A 21,180-nucleotide genomic window follows, 5' to 3' on the forward strand; every position below is an offset into this window, starting at 1 on the left:
TGAAAATGAACCACCAGCTTCCCTTCACCCTCGCGCATGGCGACTGCCGCGCCGACGTCCACCCGGCCACGGGTGGAGCGCTGGCGGCGCTCCGCTGGCGCGGGCGCGACATCCTGCGCGCCGCGCCGGCCAGCGCCGGTGTGCGGCAGATGGCCTGCTATCCCTTGGCGCCGTATTCGAACCGCATCGGCAACGCCGTGCTGCAGGCGCCGGGACAGACGCATGCGCTGCGCACCAACTTCCCGCCCGAGCCGCACAGCATCCACGGCTTCGGCTGGCAGCGCGCCTGGCACGTGGCGGCGCGAACAAGCGACAGCGCCGAACTGCTGCTCGTGCATGGCGGCGACGCGGACTGGCCATTTGCCTGTACGGTGCAGCAAACCGTGCTGCTCGACGAAGCCGGCCTGCGCCTGACATTATCGGTGCGTAATGACGACGCGCGCACCATGCCCGCCGGCCTGGGTTTTCACCCCTACTTCCCGCTGGCCCCTGGCCTGCGCCTGCAGACGCAGTGGGATGGCGTGTGGAGCATGGGCGACGACCACTTGCCGGCCGGTCTGGCGCCCGTGGCGCAAGCATCGCCATTCGCCACGCCGCAGCCGGTGGCCGGCTGGCAGGCGGACAATTGCTACAGCGGCTGGACGGGCCGCGCCAGCCTCGATTACGGAGACTATGCCGTGCACCTGTCGGCCAGCGACAATTGCGGCCACCTCGTGTGCTTCGCGCCCGACGACGAGCGCAGCTTCATTGCGCTGGAACCCGTCACGCACGCGAATAACGCGTTTGCGCTGGCCGCGCGCGGCGCGCGGGGCACGGGCATGCGCTTGCTGGCGTCCGGCGAAAGCCTGCACATCGCCATGCGCCTGGCAATCGAGGAGAAACAGCATGCGTGAATGGCAAGCCGAACTCGTGCTCGATGCGCGTGCCCAGCTGGGCGAATGCCCGCTGTGGAGCGTGGCCGAGCAGTGTTTATATTGGATCGACATCGCCGGACGCCGTGTGCACCGCTACGATCCGGCGACAAACCTCGACCGCGTCTGGTGGGTGCCGTGCGAGCCGGGCTGCATCGCCCTGGCTGAAAAAGGCGGCCTGGTGGCGGCCCTGCGCGACGGTTTCTACCGTTTCTATCCGCAGGAAGGCTTGCTCGACAAGCTGGCCGATGCACCGTACGACAGCCGCGACATGCGTTTCAACGATGGCCGCTGCGACAGCGCCGGGCGTTTCTGGGCCGGCGCCATGTACGAGCCGCGCACGGCGGAACTGGCCGCCATGTTTTGCCTGGAACGGGGCGCCACGCGCCTGGGCTGGGGGCCGCAACAGGATCTTGGCGTCAAGGTCAGCAACGGCCTGGCCTTCGCGGAAGATGGAGCATCCCTGTTCCAGTCCGACACGCCGAATCACGTGATCTACCGTTTTCAATTCGATGCGGCCAGCGGCCAGGTGGGCGAACGCCATGTGTTTGCCCGCCTGCCCGTCAAGGGCGAAGAAGCCGTGTACGGCGGCCGTCCCGATGGCGCGGCTTTGGACGCCGAAGGCTGCTACTGGAGCACGCAGTACGAAGGCGGCCGGGTGCTGCGCTTTTCGCCGCTGGGCGAGATCATCGGCATCGTGCGCGTGCCCGTCACGCGCCCCACCATGATCGCCTTTGGCGGCGCCGACCTGCGCACCCTGTACATCACCAGCGCGCGCGAAGGCGCGGCGGACGACGAACTGGCGCGCCAGCCTCAGGCCGGCGGCCTCTTTGCCGTGCGCCTGGACGTGGCCGGCCAGCCCGAACCCCTTTACCGGGATTGATACCCCGATCTCACCCCGAGGACAGCATGAACGCCAACATCACTCTCTACCCCAGCCTGCAGGACCGCGTGGTCTTCGTCTCCGGCGGCGGCTCCGGCATCGGTGCTTCCATGGTCGAGCATTTCGCCCTGCAAGGCGCGCAAGTGGCTTTTTGCGACATCGACCGCGACGCCAGCGCCGCCCTGGCCGCGCGCCTGGCGCCCCTGTGCCGCCACGCGCCCTGTTTCGTGTACAGCGACATCCGCGACATCGCAGCCTACCAGGCCAGCCTGGCCGACGTCGAGGCGCGTTTCGGCGCCATCCGCGTGCTGCTCAATAACGCGGGCCGCGACGACCGCCATTCGCTGGCCGAACTGACGCCCGAGTACTGGGACAACTGCTTGGCCCTGAACCTGAAACACCACGTGTTCGCCATCCAGCAGGTGGCGCCCGGCATGGCGGCCGCCGGCGGCGGCTCCATCATCAACCTCGGCTCCATTTCATGGATGCGCGGGCGCCCCAACCTGGTCGGCTACACCACGTCCAAGGCCGGCATCGCGGGCCTGTCGCGCACCCTGGCGCGCGAACTGGGCGAGCAGAATATCCGCGTCAACGCCATCGCCCCGGGCGCCATCGCCACGGACCGCCAGACCGCGCTGTGGCGCGATCCGGAAGAAGACCGGCGTTTCATCGAACTGCAATGCCTGAAATACCGGCTCGACGCGGGCCACGTGGCGCGCACGGCCCTGTTCCTGGCGGCCGACGATTCGGACGGCATCACAGGGCAGAACATCATTGTCGACGCGGGGCTGGCCCAAGTCTCGGTCGCCGGATAAGCAGCATCCCCCATTCAAGGAGAACCCTCATGTTGAACCTGCAAGACGCAAGCCTGTTGAAACAGCAATGCCTGATCGATGGCGCCTGGTGCGACGCCGATGACGGCGCCACCATCGATGTCACGAATCCGGCCACGGGCGCCGTCATCGCCACCGTGCCGCGCATGGGTGCGGCCGAGACGCGGCGCGCCATCGCCGCCTCGCATGCGGCCTTCCGCCTTTGGCGCAAGCAGACGGTGAAGGCGCGCGCCACGGTGCTGCGCGCATGGCATGCCTTGATCTTGCAGCACGCCGACGACCTGGCGCTGATACTCACCAGCGAGCAAGGCAAGTCGCTGGCCGAAGCGAAGGGCGAGATCGTCTCGAACGCGGCCTACCTGGAATGGTTTGCCGAGGAAGGCAAGCGCGCATATGGCGACGTCATCGCGCCGCCGTCGAACGACAAGCGCATCGTCGTCATCAAGCAGCCGATCGGCGTGTGCGCGGCCATCACGCCGTGGAATTTCCCGAACGGCATGATCACGCGCAAGGCCGGCCCTGCCCTGGCGGCCGGCTGCAGCATGGTCTTGAAACCGGCGTCGCAAACGCCGCTGTCGGCCCTGGCCCTGGGCGAACTGGCGCTGCGCGCCGGCGTGCCGCCCGGCGTGTTCAATGTGGTGACGGGCGCCGCGCAAGCGATCGGCTCGGAACTGTGCCACAACGACCTGGTACGCAAGATCACGTTTACGGGATCGACGGAAGTGGGCGCCTGGCTGTCGCGCGAAGCGTCCGGCACGATCAAGAAGCTGTCGCTGGAACTGGGCGGCAACGCGCCCTTCATCGTCTTCGACGACGCCGACATCGACGCGGCCGTCGAAGGCGTGCTGATGTCGAAATACCGCAACAGCGGCCAGACCTGCGTGTGCGCCAACCGCATCTACGTACAGGACAGCATCTACGATGACTTCGCCGCCCGCCTGGTGGCCAAGGTGGCCGAGCTGAAACTGGGCAATGGCCTGGACGCTGGCGTCACGCAAGGCCCGCTGATCGATGAAAACGCCGTGCGCAAGATCGAGCAGCATATCGCCGACGCACTGGCCAAGGGCGGCAAGCTGGCCATCGGCGGCAAGCGCCACGCGCTGGGCGGCAGCTTTTTCGAGCCCAGCGTGGTATTGGAAGCGAACAGCGACATGCTGGTGGCCACAGAGGAAACCTTCGCCCCGCTGGCACCCCTGTTCCGCTTCGGCAGCGAAGACGAAGTCGTCGCCATGGCCAATGCCACGCAATTCGGCCTGGCCGGCTATTTCTACAGCCGCGACCTGGGCAGAGTCTGGCGCGTGGCCGAAGAACTGGAAGTGGGCATGGTCGGCATCAACACGGGCATGATCGCCAATGAAATGGCGCCGTTCGGCGGCGTCAAGCATTCGGGCATGGGCCGCGAAGGCTCGCATTACGGCATGGACGACTTCCTCGATATCAAATATTTGTGCATGGGAGGGATTTGATTATTTAATGTAGGCAAGGCAGGGATCAGCAACAATACACCTATAAAAACACAGGAGACAGGATCATGCAAACGACATTACGCAAGACCACATTGGCCGCGGCCATCACGGGCGCCCTTTTCTCGGCGTCATTTGTTAGCGCTAACGCGCACGCCGACGAACTGAGCGACATGAAAGCCATGCTGGCCCAATTGCAGGACCGGGTAGCGCAGATGGAAGCGAAGGCGGCCCAGCCAGCAGCGCCAGCAGCAGCGATGGCGGCCGCACCGGCATCATCGGCGGCGGCACCCGTGAAACCCGTCACCGGCTTCAACTGGAAGCTGTACGGCCGTGGCGACATCGGCTACACGGTCTCGCGCGGCAAGGATGCCAGCGGGCGCCAGCTGACGAACCACCGCCTGAACCAGGGCGAGATGGCCAGCCGTCTGGGCCTCACGGGCGCCTGGGTCTTCAGCGATGAATACAAGGCCATCTTCGGCGTCGAGACGGGTTTGAACCTGTTCAACGGCAATGCGGGCGGCGGCACGCAAAACAACACCACCTCGTCCGTGCTGTTCAACCGCGGCTCCACCGTCGGCTTTGCCTCGACCACCTGGGGCTCGATCGAAGGCGGCACCATGTACATGGCGCCGTTCTGGGTCTCGCTGGGCGCCGACCTGGCGTCGGCGCACAATTACGGCGCGAATGACTTCAGCGCCCTGTTTTCGCTCACGCGCCCCGAATCCCTGGGCCGCTACCTGAAAGACCCCGTGACGGGCAACGCCAGCAAGACGACGAGTTTGGCCGGCAACAACTCGGGCACGGCCCTGTTCTATGGCAACGCCCTGCGCTATCGCAGCCCCACCTGGAACAATATCTCGGCCGAAGTATCGTATTCGGCCGGCCAGCAGGCGTCTTCCGCCACCGACCTGGAAAACGATGGCCGCAGCTGGGCCGCCAACGTGCTGTACAAAAAGGGCGACCTGTTCCTCGGCTATGCGCACATGGATTACCAGCAGAGCAACGACATCAGCACGGCCGGCACGCCGAATTTCATCAAGCGCAACCAGGTCACGGACATCGTCGGCGCGCGCTACAAGTGGAACGACTTTACCTTGGGCGGCTCCTACACCTCCTACCGCGTGTCGAACGCGGGCGGCTATGCGGCCGACGCCTTCGGCGTGTCGGGTGCGTATGACCTTGGCAAGCACCGCATCGAAGGCAGCCTGGCACACATCAGCTATGACGGCGCCAACGCCAGGGGCGCGTTCGGCGCGAACACGGGCGACGGCGTGGGCAAACCGAAGTCGACCGCCTACTCGCTGGGCTACCTGTACAACTTCCAGCCTACCCTGTCGTTCTATGCCTATGCCACGCGCATCGCCAACAACAGCCACGCCAAGCTGGGCGTATTGCAGTTCCGGGGGGACAATAACTACTTCGGCTACAGCCCCGTCGAGCTGACCGCCGGCATGTTCCTCGTCTTTTAATTAGTACTTAATTGTTGATGCACCGCCGGCCCGCCCGCATGGCCGCCATGCGGCGGCCGGTTTTCACAGGAGTTGATCGTCATGCAGTACACACTACACCAGGAAAATGACAGCGTCGCCCTGCGCTGCGCCGGCCGCTTGCTGCTGCGCCACAGTGCCGCTGCGCCATGCGTGTTCGTCGGCCAGGGCCGCGAAAGCATGGAAATGTACCGAGGTAATTTCGAGATCGAGGATTACGTCGAGGAGCGCAGCGCCCTGCGCGCGCTGGCCGTCACGCAGGATGGCGACGCCGCCACCCTGAGCTTTGCGCGCCATGCGGGCGACGCACCGCAACTGGTGCTAGCCGTGCAAGCGACGCCGCATGGCGTGCACCTGGTGGTGCAGTACGCGGCGCCGGGCTGGAACCGGCTGTGGCTGCGCCTGCCTGCGGAACAGGACGAGCATGTATGGGGCTGCGGCGAGCAGATGTCGTACTTCGACCTGCGCGGGCGCCACTTCCCCCTGTGGACGTCGGAGCCGGGCGTGGGCCGCGACAAGTCGACGCACTTGACGTGGCAGGCGGACGTGACGTCCAAGTCGGGCGGCGACTACTATCACACAAATTATCCGCAACCGAGCTTCATCTCTTCGCAGCGCTATTGCCTGCATGCGGAAACGACGGCGTATGCGGACTTCGATTTCCGCCAGCCCGATTTCCACGAACTGCAATTCTGGGCCATGCCCGAGCGCCTGGAATTCATGCTGGCCGACACCTTCGTCGACCTGGTCGGCGTCGTCTCGCAGCGCTTCGGCCGCCAGCCTCACCTTCCGACTTGGCTGCAGAATGGCGCCATGCTGGGCCTGAAAGGCGGCGAAGAGCACGCGCGCACCATCCTGGCGCAGGCGCAGGAACATGGCTTGCCCGTCAGCGCCCTGTGGTGCGAAGACTGGGTCGGCTTGCGCCAGACCTCGTTCGGCAAACGCTTGTTCTGGGACTGGCGCTGGCAGCCGCAGCGCTACCCTGACCTGAAGAACTGGATCGCCGACCTGGCCACGCAGGAGATCCGCTTCCTCGGCTACGTCAATCCCTACCTGTGCAACGACGGCACCCTGTACCAGGAAGCGATGCAGCAGGGCTTTTTGGCAACAAGCATGGATGGCGGCGCCTATCTGGTGGACTTCGGCGAATTCGATTGCGGCGTCGTCGACTTCACCAATCCGGCCGCCGCGCTGTGGTTCGAGGAACGCATCCTGCGCCAGGAAATGCTCGATTTCGGCCTGTCCGGCTGGATGGCCGATTTCGGCGAATACCTGCCGATCGACCTGCGCCTGCACAATGGCACCGACGCGCGCCTGATGCACAACGCGTGGCCGACCCTGTGGGCCGAAGTCAATGCGCGCGCCATCGAACGGGCCGGCAAGACGGGCGACGCCACCTTCTTCATGCGCGCCGGCTACACGGGCGTGCAGGCGCACTGCCCGCTGCTGTGGGCGGGCGACCAGTCGGTCGACTTCAGCCGCCACGACGGTTTGCAGACGGTGATCTGCGGCGCCCTGTCCTCGGGCCTCCTGGGCAACGCCTACCACCACAGCGATATCGGCGGCTATACGAGCTTGTTCGGCAACCTGCGCACGGCCGAACTGTTCCAGCGCTGGACGGAGATGGCCGTATTCACGTCGATGATGCGCACGCACGAAGGCAACCGTCCCGACGAAAACTTCCAGTTCTACCAGGATGAAAACGTGTTCCGCCACTTCGCCCGCATGACGCGGCTGCATGTGGCGCTGGCGCCCACCATCCGCGCCTTGGCCGAAGAGGCCGTGGCGCGCGGCCTGCCGCTGCAACGCCCGCTGTTCCTGCACTATGAACACGACCGCGCCACCTACGCCATCCAGGACCAGTACCTGTTCGGCCCCGATCTGCTGGTGGCGCCCGTGCATGCGGCCGGGGCCGCGCGCTGGAGCGCCTACCTGCCGCAGGGCGACGCCTGGATCCACCTGTGGAGCGGCGCCGTGTTCGACGGCGGCCAGCGCGTGGAAGTCGACGCGCCGCTGGGCCAGCCGCCCGTCTTCGTGCGGCGCGGCTGCGCGCAGCAGGACTTCTACCTGTCGCTGGCGAAATGAGCCTGGCATGAGCGTGGCGTCGCACTTGCTGTTCCTGGCCTGCGTGGCGCTGGCCAGCGTGGCGCAGAACCTGACGGGATTTGCCTTCGGCCTGATCCTGCTGGGCCTGACGGCCGTGCTGCACCTGGCCAGCCTGGGCGACGTCGCCAACGTGGTCAGCGTGCTGGTGCTGGTCAACGCGGCCATCACGTTTGGCCGCACGCGCCCGCAACTGGCCTGGCCCGTGTTCGGCCCTTCGCTGGCCGTCAGCCAGCTGGGCGTGGGCGCGGGCGTGGCCCTGCTGGGCTGGTTCAGCGCGCAGCAGGTGAGCGTGCTGCGCTTCCTGCTCGGCTGCGCCATCGTCATCTGCGCCTTCATGCTGGTGCTGCGCGCCAGCGCGCGGGCGCGGCAGTCAAGCCTGCCCGCGTTTCTGTTCTTCAGCGGCGTGTCCGGCGTGATGGGCGGCCTGTTCGCCAGCGCCGGCCCGCCCATGGTGTACCACCTGTACCGCCAGCCATGGCCGGCCGACATGATCCGCCATTCGCTGATCGTGCTGTTTGCCGCGAATGCCGTGCTGCGCCTGGTCCTCGTGCTGGCGCATGGCCAGTTCAGCATGACGGCCCTGTGGCTGACGCTCGAGGCCTTGCCGCTGGTGATGGGCTTGACGTGGCTGGCGCGCCGCCACCCTTCGCGCCTGCCCATCGAACACGTGCGCCGCGCCGTCTTCGTGCTGCTGCTGATCGCCGGCCTGGCCCTCGTGCTGCCGCCCGTGCTGTCGCTGCTCGCCTGAGGCGGCACCTTTTCCCTTTTACTTTTACAAGACGAACCTTCCATGTCCGCTTCCCGCTTTTCCTCCCTGCCCGCCCACTGCGACCTGCTCGTCGTCGGCGGCGGCATCAATGGCGCCGGCATCGCGCGCGACGCGGCCGGCCGCGGCTTGCGCGTGGTGCTGTGCGAACAGCACGACCTGGCGCAGCACACCTCGTCCGCGTCCACCAAGCTGATACACGGCGGCCTGCGCTACCTCGAATACTATGAATTCAAGCTGGTGCGCAAGGCGCTGCAGGAACGCGAAGTGCTGCTGCGCGCCGCGCCCCACATCATGTGGCCGATGCGCTTCGTCATGCCGCACGACGCCGCCCAGCGCCCCGCCTGGATGATACGCGCGGGCCTGTTCCTGTACGACCACCTGGCCAAGCGGGCCTTTTTGCCCGCCTCGCAAGGCATCGCGCTGGACAAGCACGCGGCGGGCGCGCCGCTGAAGGCCGGCTACCGCAAGGGCTTCGTGTACTCCGACGGCTGGGTCGACGATGCGCGCCTGGTGGTGCTCAATGCGCTCGACGCGCAGGAACACGGCGCGCACATCCTCACGCGCACGGCCTGCGTCGATGCGCGCCGCGATAGCGGCGCCTGGCAAGCCACCCTGCAAGCCGAGGATGGCCAGCGCAAGACGCTGCGCGCGCGCGCCATCGTCAACGCGGCGGGACCATGGACGGCGCAATTTGCCGGTGCGGCCGGCGGCGGCAAGACGCAAGGACTGCGCCTGATCAAGGGCAGCCACATCATCGTGCCGCGCCTGTTCGAGCATCCGAACGCCTACATCTTCCAGAATCCGGACCAGCGCATCATCTTCGCCATTCCCTACCAGGATGACTTCACCCTGATCGGCACCACGGACGAGGAATACAAGGGAGAGGTCAGCCAGGTCAAAATCAGCCAGGCGGAGATCGATTATCTGTGCCAGGCCGCGAACCGCTATTTCAAGCGCGAGATTTCTCCCGCCAATGTCGTGTGGACGTATTCGGGCGTGCGTCCGCTGCTCGACGACAGCGCGCAGAACGCGTCGGCCGTCACGCGCGACTACCTGCTGGAAGTGGCGCGCGGCGAGGCGGCGACGGGCGCGCCGCTGCTCAATATCTGGGGCGGCAAGATCACCACCTACCGCAAGCTGGCCGAGGAAGCATTGGGCTTGATGGCACCCCTGCTGGACAATACCGCCGCGGCATGGACGGCCGAGGCGCCCCTGCCCGGCGGCGACCTGCAGCAGGCGAACCGACTGGTGGACAGCCATGATTTCGACGGTTTCCTCGCCCGCTTCCAGCACGACCACGCCTGGCTGCCGCCCGCGCTGGCGCGCCGCTATGCGCGCGCCTACGGCAGCCGCGCCACGCGCCTGCTGACGGGCGCCACCTCGATGGCCGACCTGGGCGCGCAGCTGGCGCCCGGCCTGTACGAGGCCGAAGCGTGCTATCTGATCGAGGTGGAATGGGCCAGGAGCAGCGACGACATCCTGTGGCGGCGCAGCAAGCTGGGGCTGCGCTGCGCGCCGGCCGACGTGGCGCGCGTGCAGCAGTGGCTGGCGGTCCATCTGGCGCAAGAGGTGGCGGCATGACCTACCTGCTGGCCCTCGACCAGGGCACCTCGAGCTCGCGCAGCATGGTGTTCGATGAATCAGGCGCCATCGTCGCCGTGGCGCAGCGCGAGTTTCGCCAGCTCTTCCCCCAGCCGGGCTGGATCGAACACGACCCGATGGAAATCTGGCACAGCCAGATCGAGACGTGCCGCGAAGTGCTGGCCAAGACGGGCTTGCAGGCCGATGAGCTCGGTGCGCTGGGCATCACCAACCAGCGCGAAACGACGGTGGTATGGGACCGCGCCACGGGCGAACCCGTGTACAACGCCATCGTCTGGCAAGACCGCCGCACGGAAGCGCTGTGCGAGGATTTGCGCGCGCGCGGCCTGGCCGGCGCCATCCACGCGAAAACGGGCCTGGTGCTCGACCCGTATTTTTCCGGCACCAAGCTGCGCTGGATACTCGACGCCGTGCCCGGCGCCCGCGCGCGGGCCCTGCGCGGCGAACTGGCCTTCGGCACCATCGATACCTGGCTGGCGTGGAAAATGACGGGCGGACGCCTGCACGTAAGCGACGTCAGCAACGCTTCGCGCACCATGCTGTGGAACCTGCATGAAGGCTGCTGGGATGCCCAGCTGCTCGACTGGCTGGGCATTCCCGCCAGCCTGCTGCCATCCGTCCATCCATCGAGCCACGTATATGGCGAAACGGATGCGGACGTACTGGGCAGCCCCGTCATCATCGGCGGCATCGCCGGCGACCAGCAGGCGGCGCTGTTCGGCCAGACCTGTTTCAAGCCGGGCATGGCCAAGAATACCTATGGCACGGGCTGCTTCCTGTTGCTGAATACCGGCGAACAGTGCGCGCAATCGCAGCATGGCCTGATCAGCACGGCCGCCTGCCAGGTGGGCGCGCAACCGACATATGCGCTCGAAGGCAGCGTCTTCATCGGCGGCGCCGTGGTGCAATGGCTGCGCGACGGCCTCGGTGCCATCGGCCACGCGGGCGAAGCGGAAGGCCTGGCCGCCTCCGTGCCCGATTCGGGCGGCGTCGTCTTCGTACCGTCGTTTACGGGACTCGGTGCGCCGTACTGGGTGCCGTCGGCGAAAGGCGCCATCCTGGGCCTGAGCCGCGGCAGCACGGTGGGCCACATCGCCCGCGCGGCACTGGAAGCGATCGCCTTCCAGAGCGCCGCCCTGCTGGGCGCCATGACGCGCGACGCGCAAGCACCGATCACGGAACTGCGCGTGGACGGCGGCGCCTGCGCCAACAACCTGCTGCTGCAATTCCAGGCCGACTTGCTGGGCATCCCCGTCGTGCGCCCGCAAGTGATCGAAACGACGGCATTGGGCGCGGCCTACCTGGCGGGCCTGGCCATCGGCCTGTATCAAGGCACCGATGAACTGGCGTCGCACTGGCGCGCCGACCGGACGTTCTTGCCCACCATCGGACGCGACCAGGCGGCCAGCCTGATGCAGCAGTGGGAAGTGGCCGTGCGGCGGTTTACCGGTACCGGGGAACACTGACAAACGTCGGGCCCAAAAAAGGCTCTGTCATCGGCAAGTAGGGGAAATGCCGGAATCTTCCCTTGCTTGTGTTGTCTGACTCTGCATACTCACCACGCAGGGAGCAGATCATGCAGCCAGCCGAATGGATCAGCTTTATCGCGCAGTTTGCGCAGTTGAACCGGCGCCAGCGGCAGGCAGGCATTGCCCTGCTGCGTGGCAACGCGCCACACGACGCGACCGTCGCGCTGCTGGAAAGTGTGGCGCAGCCGCGATTGGTCTGTCCCGCCTGCCACTCGGCGCACCTGCACCGGCACGGCCATGCGCACGGCCTGCAGCGCTACCGCTGCGTGCCGTGCGGGCGCACCTTCAATGCCTTGACGGGCACGCCGCTGGCCCGCTTGCGCCACAAGGCGCTGTGGCTCGACTACGCCGATTGTCTGCTGGCATCGGATTCCGTGCGCAAGGCGGCGTTACAACTGGGCGTGCACCGCAATACCACGTTTCGCTGGCGTCACCGGTTTTTATCGCTGGCAAAGACGGATCGGCCGCATGGCCTGCATGGCATCGCCGAGGCAGACGAGTTATATCTGCTGGAATCGGAAAAGGGATCCAGAAACATGACGCGTCCGGCGCGCCGCCGGGGCGGCCATGCCCACAAACGCGGCATTTCCAATGAACAGGTCTGCATTCTGGTGGCGCGTGACCGCACGGGCCAGACCTTGGACTTCATCACGGGCAAAGGGGCGCTGACCAAGGCGCAGTTGCATCATTGCCTGTTACCTGTCATCGACAAGGACGTGCTGCTGGTCACCGATGGCCATGCCGCCTACCGGGATTTTGCCAGGGAGGCTGGCATCAGCCACCAGGCCGTCAACTTGCGCGCCGGCATCCGCGTACAGGGCGCTGCCCACGTGCAGAACGTCAACGCCTATCACAGCCGTTTGCGGCAATGGCTGGGGCCGTTTCACGGTGTGGCGACGCGCTACCTGCCGAATTACCTGGGATGGCGCTGGATACTCGATGCCAGGCGCATCCGCTCGCCAGAAACGTTATTGAGAGCAACGCTGGGAGGATTCCCACATCTGACGGTGACATAGCCGCAAAAAAAAGCCCGCTGCGGGAGCGGGCTAAATCTAATTCCTGTGAGGAAGTAGAGGAGACAGATGCATCTTGACGCATTGCGGCATATCACGCCAATCATGTGTTGTGATGAGCAAGATAAGCCCCAGCGATATCTTGGCGTGATGCCCTGGTTGATTACTTGACGCTGCCAGCCGCTTCCTCGATCAGCTTGGCCACTTCCGCTGGGTGCGAGCTCATCACCACGTGGGAAGCACCGTCGATCACGACGGTTTTCATCGCGTTGGCGCGCTTGGCCATGAAGGCCAGCGCTTCTGCGGGAATATTCTTGTCTGCCTTGCCGTAGACAAACCAGGACGGGATACCCTTCCAGGCTGGCGCAGGCGAGGCTTCGTTCAGCGCCGCATCCGTGATCGGACGCTGGCCGACCGCCATCAGGCGCGCCTTGGCCGCCGGCAAATCGGCGGCGAACTGGTCGTGGAACTTGGCCTGATCGATAAACAGGTCGTTACTGCCATCGGCCAGCGGTACGGGCTTGGCCAAGGCCGTACCCAAGGTGCCGCCCGGATATTTGCCCGACAGGCCAGCGGCCGTCTCGCCGGCATCGGGCGCAAAAGCCGCCACGTAGACCAGCGCCTTGACGTTGCCGCCTGCCTGGGCAGCCGCGCTGATCACCGAACCGCCGTAGGAGTGCCCCACCAGCACAACGGAGCCAGGCACGCTGTTGACGACGCGGGCCACGGAATCGGCGTCACTCTTGACGCTGCGCAGATGATTGGCCGCGCCGATGACGGTGTAGCCGTCTTTTTGCAGGATGGCGGCGACGCCGTCCCAGCTCGATGCATCGGCAAACGCGCCATGGACCAGGACGATGGTGGGCTTGACGGCGCCCGCCGCCGAAGCCGGGCTGGCAGGAACGACGCTGGCGAACAAGGTACCCACGACGGCGGCAATGGACAATGGCTTGATGAATGAGGTCATGATGATTCCCGATATTATTGGAGAGTGGTGACGAGCTGCCCGCATCGGCAGGCGAGTCGAAATACTAGCACTCAACAATGTCATTTTTGCAGCTTTGGCGGCGACCTGATCTTCTTGCAGGGGCAAGGCCTGGCCCGATGGGCTGGCGGCGGGCCGCTGGTGTTGCCGGCGGCAGACAGCGGCGATGCTGACGCGCAAAAAAAAAGCCCGCTGCGGGAGCAGGCTGAATCTATTTCCTTGGAGGAAGATAGAGGAGACAGATGCATGATGCCGCGTTGCAGCATATAAAACCACTTTATATTCGTGATGTCAGAAATACGTAATAGTGATATTAGGGGCAACGAAGCATTCCATGCGGCAACTTTTATGCCGCCGCTTCCGTTTTCCCGTCGCCGGAACGCAACATATTCTTGATACCCCGCAGCGCCTGCCGCACGCGAGCCTCGTTTTCGATCAGGGCAAAGCGCACGTATTCATCACCGTATTCGCCGAAACCGATGCCGGGCGACACGCTGACCTTCGCTTTTTGCAGCAGCAGCTTGGCAAATTCCAGCGAGCCCAGGTGGCGATACGCTTCCGGGATATGCGCCCAGATATACATCGACGCCTTCGGTTTTTCCACCATCCAGCCCGCTTCATGCAAGCCTTTCACCAGCACGTCGCGGCGGCGCTGGTATTGCGCGCAGATGTCCGTCACGCAGCTTTGGTCGCCTTCCAGCGCGGCAATGGCCGCCACTTGCACGGGCGTGAAACTGCCGTAGTCGTGATAACTCTTGATGCGCGCCAGGGCCGCCACCAGTTCCGCATTGCCCACCATGAAGCCGATGCGCCAGCCCGCCATGTTGTAGCTTTTCGACATGGTGAAAAACTCGACGGCCACGTCGCGCGCACCGGGCACTTGCATGATGGACGGCGCCTTCCAGCCATCGAAGGTGATGTCGGCATACGCGAGGTCATGCACCACCAGAATATTGTGCTGCTTCGCCAGCGCGACGACTCTTTCAAAAAATTCCAGCTCCACGCATTGCGCCGTGGGGTTGGACGGGAAACCGAGCACCATCATCTTCGGTTTCGGGTAGCTTTCGCGGATCGCCCGTTCGAGTTCAGCAAAGAAGTCCACGCCCGGCCCCATGCGCACTGAGCGGATATCGGCGCCCGCGATCACGGCGCCCCAGATGTGGATCGGATAGCTGGGATTGGGCACCAGCACCGTGTCGCCACGGTCGAGCGTCGCCAGCATCAAGTGGGCCAGGCCCTCTTTCGAGCCGATGGTGACGATGGCTTCGCTGTCCGGGTCGATGTCGACCTCGTAGCGCTTCTTGTACCAGTGCGCAATGGCGCGGCGCAAGCGGGGGATGCCTTTTGACGCGGAATAACCGTGCGTGTCGGGGCGTTTCACCGTCTCGACCAGCTTGTCCACGATGTGGGCCGGCGTGGCGCCATCGGGATTGCCCATCGACATGTCGATGATGTCCTCGCCACGGCGGCGCGCGGCCATCTTGAGCTCGGCGGTGATATTGAAAACGTAGGGGGGAAGGCGATTGATGCGCGAAAAGCTGCGCGGAGCTTGGCTGTCGGTCATGGTATCTCTATACGTAAGCGCCCGGATCCGTCCGAGCGACGTCGGCACAATGCGTGTGCCTGCAACGATACTAACCCGGCTTCGCAAGAACTGGCAAGTGTGTAGTCAAGCCGTTACAATGCAGGCTGATCGAAAATGAGCGCACCGGTTGGTAACCCGGTAAGTGCCCGGCACAGTCCGGCATGCTCCCGCCCACGCGGACCCACGGCGCTGACCTCTGACTGTTACACCAGCCGGGGAGGTGTTCTGGTTCGTGCATTTTCCCGCCGCGCCATCCTCCCCTGTTTTTTTACTTTAGGAATTAGACGGATGGCAACACACGACACCGCAGTAACTGGCATGACCCTGGACCGCACCGGCATGGAACAGCAACTGGCCTTGCCGGTACGCCACTTCATCGATTGCGCGTTCGACGGCGAAGACTTGTCGCGCCTCGATTTGCAAGGCTGCACTTTCGAGCGCTGCACCTTTGCCGACACCAACTTGTTCGCCAGCAAGCTGGCGCGCAGCACTTGGCGCCGTTGCCGCGCCGGCAGCGCCGATTTCGAATCCGTCGACGCCGTTGACGCCAGTTTCGAAGGCTGCGACCTGAACAACACGAAATGGCGGCGCGCCAAGCTGGCCTCGGCCACCTACCGTGGCTGCAAGCTGACGGGCGCGTCTTTCGAGGAAGTGGCCCACCTGGGTCTCACCTTCGAAGACAGCCTGCTGGTGGGCGCCGACTTGCGCGGCTTCTCATTCCGCAAGGCGACATTAAAACAGCTGGATTTTTCCGATGCCTACCTGGCCGGCTGCGACTTTCGCGAAGCCGTCTTCGAAGGCGGCAGCCTGCGCAATGCCACGATCAAACTGGCGAAGTTCCAAGGCGCGGACTTGCGCGGCGCCGATATCGACGGTTTCAAATTGAGCGAAGCGGCGCTGCTGAAAGGCGCCGTCATCACGCATGCGCAGGCGGCGAACTTCATGCGCGCGCTCGATCTGGTGGTGATTTGATCTGAACAGGCAAAAAAAAAAGCCCGCTACGGAAGCGGGCTGAATCTATTTCCTTGGAGGAGATAGAGGAGACAAGTGCATCTTGCGGCATTGCGGCATATCACGCCACTTTATCTTCATGATGATAGAAATACTCATCAGTGATAATGAGGCCCCATCAGGGTTTCAAGCCGTGCGGCGCGTGGCCTGCGGTAAAAATTCTCCCAGCCACACCAGCAAGGCCAAGCTTGGAAACGCCATGCCGGTCAGCAATGTTGCCTGCCAGCCGTAGCTGGCATATACCCAGGCGCCGATGGCCGAGCCGGCCGCGCCGCCGGCGAAGAACAGCGCGAAATACAGGCCATTCAGACGGCCCCGCACTTCCGCGCCCAGGCTGAAGATGGCGCGCTGACCCAGCACCAGATTGGCCGCCACGCCCATGTCGAGCACAATTGATGCGACCACCAGCAGCCCCAGCGCCACATGTTTCGATTCAGGCGCAAACATCGGCAAGGCAAACGCGACGATGCCCAGCGCCAGCGCAACGGCCGTGGCCGGCAAGGTGTGGCCCGCATCGGCCAGGCGGCCGGCGATGGGCGAAGCGACGGCGCCAGCCATGCCCACCAGGGCAAAGATGGCGATGCCCGTTTGCGACAGGCCGAACGCGGGGCTGGACAGCACCAGCGGCGTGACGGTCCAGAACAGGCTGAAGGCACCAAACAGGCCCGCGTGATAGGCGGCGCGGCGGCGCAGCACGGGCGTGCCCAGCAGCAGATGCCACAGCGAAGCCATCAGGGCTGGATATTTCATGCTCGACACGGGCTGGCGCACGGGCAAGGCGCGGCGCAGGACCAGCGCCAGCAGTACCATCAGCACGGCGGCACCGCCAAACACCACGTGCCAGCTCGCGTGCGCAGCCACCAGCGAGGCCACGGGGCGGGCCAGCATGATGCCCAGCAATAAACCGCTGACCACCTTGCCCACCGTCTGGCCGCGCGTCGCTTCCTGCGACAGGTGGGCGGCAAACGGCACGATCACTTGCGCCGCCACGGAACCGAGACCGATGGCCAGTGCGGCGGCCAGGAACACGATCGCGCCCGTCGAGAGGGCCGCCACCACGAGAGCCGTGGCCGTCACCAGCAAGGCAGTGACGATCAGGCGGCGATTTTCCAGCAAGTCGCCCAAAGGCACGACAAACAGCAGGCCCAGGGTATAGCCGACTTGCGTCAGGGTGACGATGAGACCGGCCGCCTTGGCCGACAGGCCCGTCGAGGCGCTGATGGGCCCGACGAGGGTTTGCGCGTAGTACAGATTGGCGACGATCAGGCCGGAAGCGATGGCCAGCAGCAGCACCATGGCGGGTGAAATGTCGTGGGGAGCAGACGGTGAGGCCTTGTTCATGTTGTTTCCTCGGTTCGGTAGAGATGTTGCCATTCTAGGCAAAACTGGAGCAAAGATAATTAGGGCATAATCGACTTATACTTTTCACATAAGATGAACAATCACCATGGACAAGATCAAGGCCATGCAAACCTTCGTGCGCATCGTCGAGGCCAACAGTTTTTCCAAGGCGGCCGAAACATTGAATTTACCGCGCGCCGCGTTGACGGCCACCCTGCAAAAGCTGGAAGCCTATCTGGGCACGCAATTGCTGCAGCGAACCACGCGCCGCCTGTCGCTGACACCGGAAGGGGCCGAGTACTTTCGCCACTGCATCGAGATCCTGAAAGCCGTCGATACGGCGGAACTGGCGTTTCGCGGCCCCGACGCGAAAAAACCGCGCGGCTTGCTGCGTATCAACCTGCCCAATACCGTGGGCCGGCGCCTGATCGTTCCCCATATCGCGCAATTCCATGCCGCGTATCCCGACGTGCAATTGCAGCTGAGCCTGACTGACCGCCTGATCGACCTGACGCAGGAAGGCATCGATTGCGCCTTGCGCGTGGGCACCTTGCAAGATTCCGCCTTCATCGGCAAGCAGGTCGGCCTGATGCGCTTCGCCACGTGCGCCTCGCCCGCCTACCTGGCGCGGCACGGCACGCCGCACACCCTGGCCGACTTGGCCGTGCACAGCGGCATCATGCATTATTCGGGCCGCACGGGACGCGCCTTCGACTGGGATTTCCAACAAGGCAAGGAAGTGGTGCGCGTGCAGATGGCCGGACCCATCGCCGTCAATGACGCCGACGCCAGCGTCGATTGCGCGCTGCAAGGGCTCGGTGTGGCGCAGGCGGCCATGTACCAGGTGCGCCAGCACCTCGACAGCGGCGCGCTGGTGGCCGTGCTGCCCGACTGCCCGCCGACGCCGATGCCGATGTCACTGCTGACGCCGCAAGGCCGCCTGGCCACGCCCAAGCTGCAGGCGTTCGCCGGCTGGATCACGGCCTTGCTGGCCGCCCACCCCGACGTACAACTGTCCACGCACAATATCTGAGGCAAAAAAAAGCCCGCTACAAGGAGCGGGCTGAATCTATTTTCTTGGAGGAGAATAGAGGAGACAAATGAATTATGCTGCATCGCGGCATATCAATCCAATTGATTGTTGGAATGATAGAAATACGCGAAACGAATAACTACTGTTTACCCCAAAGCAAAAGCTGGGGTCAGACCCGACGGGTCTGACCCCGCATTCATTACTTCGCTGTCGCCGCCACCGGCGTCGCCTTCACATCAGCGGCATACGGCAAGACCTTGGACGCCAGACGGGTGTCGGCCTTGATCAGCGCCACTTCGTCGGCCAGGATGCGTGCCGCTTCGTTCAGCAGCACGTCCTTGGCACTCTTGGCGGCCGTTTCGGCATCCAGCTCGGCACTCAGCGCACGTTCGTCGCCCTGCAGGCCATCGTCGGTGCGCAAGGCGCCCTTCACGGCGGCGATCTGCTTGGCGGTCTTGTTGGCCGCTTTCGCGCCCTTCAGCACGTCCTTCGGATCGGGAATTACCACCAGGTCGTCGGCAGGATTCGAAATCTGCGCGATCAGGCGTTTTTCACGGGCCTTGGCGCGCGCTTCCTGGGCATCGCGCTCCTTGCGGCGCACGGTCTCATTGAGCGAAATCTGGTTTTCCTTGCGCTGCTTGACGACGAGAGCGATGTCATCGAGCAGGTACTGGAAATCCTTGTCCTTGGCTACGCGCGCTTCATGCTTCTTGTCCAGCAGCGGCACGATATCCTTCAGGTCGCCAGTTGGCATGTACGGCGCCGGCTTGATGGCCACCCATGGCAGGGCATTGTCATAGCTCGATTCGCCGAAGTTTTCCGTGTCCGACATGGCGGGCAGCTTGATGTCGGGAGTCACGCCGCGCAACTGCGTGGTGCCGCCATTGATGCGGAAGAACTGGGCGATGGTCATTTTCAGCTCGCCGAAACGGGCTTTCTCGCTGCCGCCGAAGCGGTCGAGGTTGAACAAGGTTTGTACCGTACCCTTGCCGAAGCTGCCTTCGCCGATGATGACGCCACGGCCGTAATCCTGCACGGCGGCGGCGAAAATTTCGGATGCCGAGGCGGAGCCGCGGTTGATCAGCACGCCCATCGGGCCATCCCAGGCCAGGCCGGTATTGGTGTCGCTTTCCACGTCGACCTTGCCTTCGGCATTGCGTTGCATCACGACAGGGCCCTTGTCGATGAACAGGCCCGTCAGTTCGACGGCTTCGTTCAGCGAACCGCCGCCATTGTTGCGCAAGTCGATCAGGACGTTGTCGACCTTATCCTTCTTCAACTCGGCCAGCAAACGGCTGACGTCGCGCGTGGCGCTCTTGAAATCCTTGTCGCCACGGCGGCGCGCTTCGAAGTCCTGGTAGAACGTCGGCAGGGCAATGACGCCGATGCGGCGCTTGACGCCGTTGTCGCGCACTTCGATGATCGATTTCTTCGCCGCCTGCTCTTCCATGCTGATTTTCTTGCGCACCAGCGGCACGATCACGTGCTTGGCGTCGGGGCCGGCGTCGGCCGGCAGGATGTCGAGGCGCACGACGGAATCTTTGGCGCCGCGGATCAGCTGCACCACATCGTCGATGCGCATGCCCAGCACTTCGGTGATGGGGCCGCTTTCGCCCTGCCCCACACCGACGATGCGGTCGCCGACTTTCAGCTTGCCCGACAAGCCGGCCGGGCTGCCAGGCACGACTTCGCGCACGACCGTGTATTCGTCGCGCGTCTGCAGCACGGCTCCGATGCCTTCGAGCGACAGCCGCATGGCGATGTCGAAGTTGTCCGACGCGCGCGGGCCCAGGTAATTGGTATGCGGCTCGATCGACATGGCGTAAGCGTTCATGAAAATCTGGAACACGTCTTCGCTGTTGAGCTTGCGCGCACGGGTCGTGTAGCTTTCATAGCGCTTGTCCAGCGTTTCGCGGATGGCCTTGTCTTCCTTGCCTGCCAGTTTCAAACGCAGCCAGTCGTTCTTGACGCGCTTGCGCCACAGGTCGCGCACTTCCTCGTCATTCTTCGGCCAGGCGGCTTTTTCGCGGTCGATCTGGTAGCTCTCGTCGGCGGCAAAGTCGAACTTGGTTTTCAACAATTCACGCGCATACGCCATGCGCTCGTCGAAACGCTGCTGGTACAAGTTGTAGATGGCAAACGGCGACGTCAGGTCTTCATTGATGATGGCGTCGTCGAGCTTGGTGCGCAGCGGGGCGAAACGGTCGATGTCGGCCTGCACGAAAAACAGTTTTTCCGCGTCCAGGGATTTGAAATAGCGGTCGAAGATTTTCTCGGACATGGCGTCGTCGAGCGGCATGGCCTTGTAATGGACGCGCGTCAATACGCGCGATGCCCACAAGGCGGCCTGCGTTTGCTGGGCCAGCGGCTTCATGGGTAGCGGAGGAGCGGCGCTCTTGTCCGTCTGGGCTGCGCCAGCGTTGGCTGACAGGGCAAGCACCAGGGTGACCAGCATCATTTGCTTCTTCATCGGCTTCTCCGAAAATTAGTTGAATCAATTCCAGGCGGCGCAGCTATTCATGCGCCAGCCAGCAAGACAGTAAGGGGAATACACGACTGGTCTGCATATTATTCTACAGGATACGGCCTGGCAGTCTCCCAAGGAATATCAGTTTCTTCCCGGAAG

16 protein-coding genes are annotated in these 21,180 nt (G+C 64.3%); 12 read left to right on the forward strand and 4 right to left on the reverse strand.

Going from position 1 to position 21,180, the window contains the following annotated elements:
* Nucleotides 1–5 precede the first annotated feature (5 nt).
* From AC54AG_RS09820 to AC54AG_RS09865, 10 genes are all read left to right on the forward strand, one after another.
* Complete coding sequence (locus AC54AG_RS09820; protein WP_496630186.1) at nucleotides 6–893, forward strand: aldose 1-epimerase; 888 nt, start codon at nucleotides 6–8, stop codon at nucleotides 891–893.
* Complete coding sequence (locus AC54AG_RS09825) at nucleotides 886–1,794, forward strand: SMP-30/gluconolactonase/LRE family protein (RefSeq protein WP_496630187.1); 909 nt, start codon at nucleotides 886–888, stop codon at nucleotides 1,792–1,794. The genes AC54AG_RS09820 and AC54AG_RS09825 overlap by 8 nt, the downstream gene beginning before the upstream one ends.
* A 26-nt stretch (nucleotides 1,795–1,820) precedes the next feature.
* The gene (locus tag AC54AG_RS09830; RefSeq protein WP_496630189.1) at nucleotides 1,821–2,609 is read left to right on the forward strand and encodes an SDR family NAD(P)-dependent oxidoreductase; all 789 of its coding nucleotides are present in this window, start codon (nucleotides 1,821–1,823) and stop codon (nucleotides 2,607–2,609) included.
* Nucleotides 2,610–2,638: 29 nt separating this feature from the next.
* Nucleotides 2,639–4,093 (forward strand): NAD-dependent succinate-semialdehyde dehydrogenase, encoded by a 1,455-nt coding sequence (locus AC54AG_RS09835; protein ID WP_496630191.1) that lies wholly within the window; start codon nucleotides 2,639–2,641, stop codon nucleotides 4,091–4,093.
* A 65-nt stretch (nucleotides 4,094–4,158) separates the two neighbouring features.
* Nucleotides 4,159–5,562: a porin gene (locus AC54AG_RS09840; RefSeq protein ID WP_496630192.1), complete on the forward strand. Its 1,404-nt coding sequence runs from the start codon at nucleotides 4,159–4,161 to the stop codon at nucleotides 5,560–5,562.
* Nucleotides 5,563–5,643: 81 nt separating this feature from the next.
* Nucleotides 5,644–7,665: an alpha-glucosidase gene (locus AC54AG_RS09845; RefSeq protein ID WP_496630193.1), complete on the forward strand. Its 2,022-nt coding sequence runs from the start codon at nucleotides 5,644–5,646 to the stop codon at nucleotides 7,663–7,665.
* A 7-nt stretch (nucleotides 7,666–7,672) separates the two neighbouring features.
* On the forward strand, nucleotides 7,673–8,434 hold the full coding sequence (locus AC54AG_RS09850) for a TSUP family transporter (RefSeq protein WP_319991289.1): 762 nt from the start codon (nucleotides 7,673–7,675) through the stop codon (nucleotides 8,432–8,434).
* Nucleotides 8,435–8,476: 42 nt separating this feature from the next.
* Nucleotides 8,477–10,036: a glycerol-3-phosphate dehydrogenase gene (gene glpD, locus AC54AG_RS09855; protein WP_496630194.1), complete on the forward strand. Its 1,560-nt coding sequence runs from the start codon at nucleotides 8,477–8,479 to the stop codon at nucleotides 10,034–10,036.
* Nucleotides 10,033–11,523: a glycerol kinase GlpK gene (gene glpK, locus AC54AG_RS09860; RefSeq protein WP_496630195.1), complete on the forward strand. Its 1,491-nt coding sequence runs from the start codon at nucleotides 10,033–10,035 to the stop codon at nucleotides 11,521–11,523. Before glpD ends, glpK begins: the two co-directional genes overlap by 4 nt.
* A 110-nt stretch (nucleotides 11,524–11,633) precedes the next feature.
* Complete coding sequence (locus AC54AG_RS09865; protein WP_496630197.1) at nucleotides 11,634–12,602, forward strand: IS1595 family transposase; 969 nt, start codon at nucleotides 11,634–11,636, stop codon at nucleotides 12,600–12,602.
* Nucleotides 12,603–12,762: 160 nt separating this feature from the next.
* On the opposite strand, the gene AC54AG_RS09870 is transcribed toward AC54AG_RS09865, so the two are convergent.
* Both AC54AG_RS09870 and alaC read right to left on the reverse strand, forming a co-directional pair.
* The gene (locus AC54AG_RS09870) at nucleotides 12,763–13,566 is read right to left on the reverse strand and encodes an alpha/beta fold hydrolase (protein ID WP_496630198.1); all 804 of its coding nucleotides are present in this window, start codon (nucleotides 13,564–13,566) and stop codon (nucleotides 12,763–12,765) included.
* 364 nt (nucleotides 13,567–13,930) lie between these two features.
* The gene (alaC, locus tag AC54AG_RS09875; RefSeq protein ID WP_034755193.1) at nucleotides 13,931–15,148 is read right to left on the reverse strand and encodes an alanine transaminase; all 1,218 of its coding nucleotides are present in this window, start codon (nucleotides 15,146–15,148) and stop codon (nucleotides 13,931–13,933) included.
* A 309-nt stretch (nucleotides 15,149–15,457) separates the two neighbouring features.
* Here alaC and AC54AG_RS09880 point away from each other — a divergent pair, with 309 nt between their 5' ends.
* Nucleotides 15,458–16,141, forward strand: coding sequence for a pentapeptide repeat-containing protein (locus AC54AG_RS09880; RefSeq protein WP_496630199.1), 684 nt, complete (start codon nucleotides 15,458–15,460; stop codon nucleotides 16,139–16,141).
* A gap of 165 nt (nucleotides 16,142–16,306) precedes the next feature.
* On the opposite strand, the gene AC54AG_RS09885 is transcribed toward AC54AG_RS09880, so the two are convergent.
* On the reverse strand, nucleotides 16,307–17,521 hold the full coding sequence (locus AC54AG_RS09885; protein WP_496630201.1) for an MFS transporter: 1,215 nt from the start codon (nucleotides 17,519–17,521) through the stop codon (nucleotides 16,307–16,309).
* A gap of 106 nt (nucleotides 17,522–17,627) precedes the next feature.
* Between AC54AG_RS09885 and AC54AG_RS09890 the strand changes: the two genes are divergently transcribed.
* Nucleotides 17,628–18,554, forward strand: coding sequence for a LysR family transcriptional regulator (locus tag AC54AG_RS09890; RefSeq protein WP_496630202.1), 927 nt, complete (start codon nucleotides 17,628–17,630; stop codon nucleotides 18,552–18,554).
* Between the two features lie 199 nt (nucleotides 18,555–18,753).
* Here the strand turns inward: AC54AG_RS09890 and AC54AG_RS09895 are convergent, their stop codons facing one another.
* On the reverse strand, nucleotides 18,754–21,024 hold the full coding sequence (locus AC54AG_RS09895; RefSeq protein ID WP_034755182.1) for a carboxy terminal-processing peptidase: 2,271 nt from the start codon (nucleotides 21,022–21,024) through the stop codon (nucleotides 18,754–18,756).
* Nucleotides 21,025–21,180: the final 156 nt, after the last annotated feature.

Source organism: Janthinobacterium sp. BCJ23, assembly GCF_059617945.1.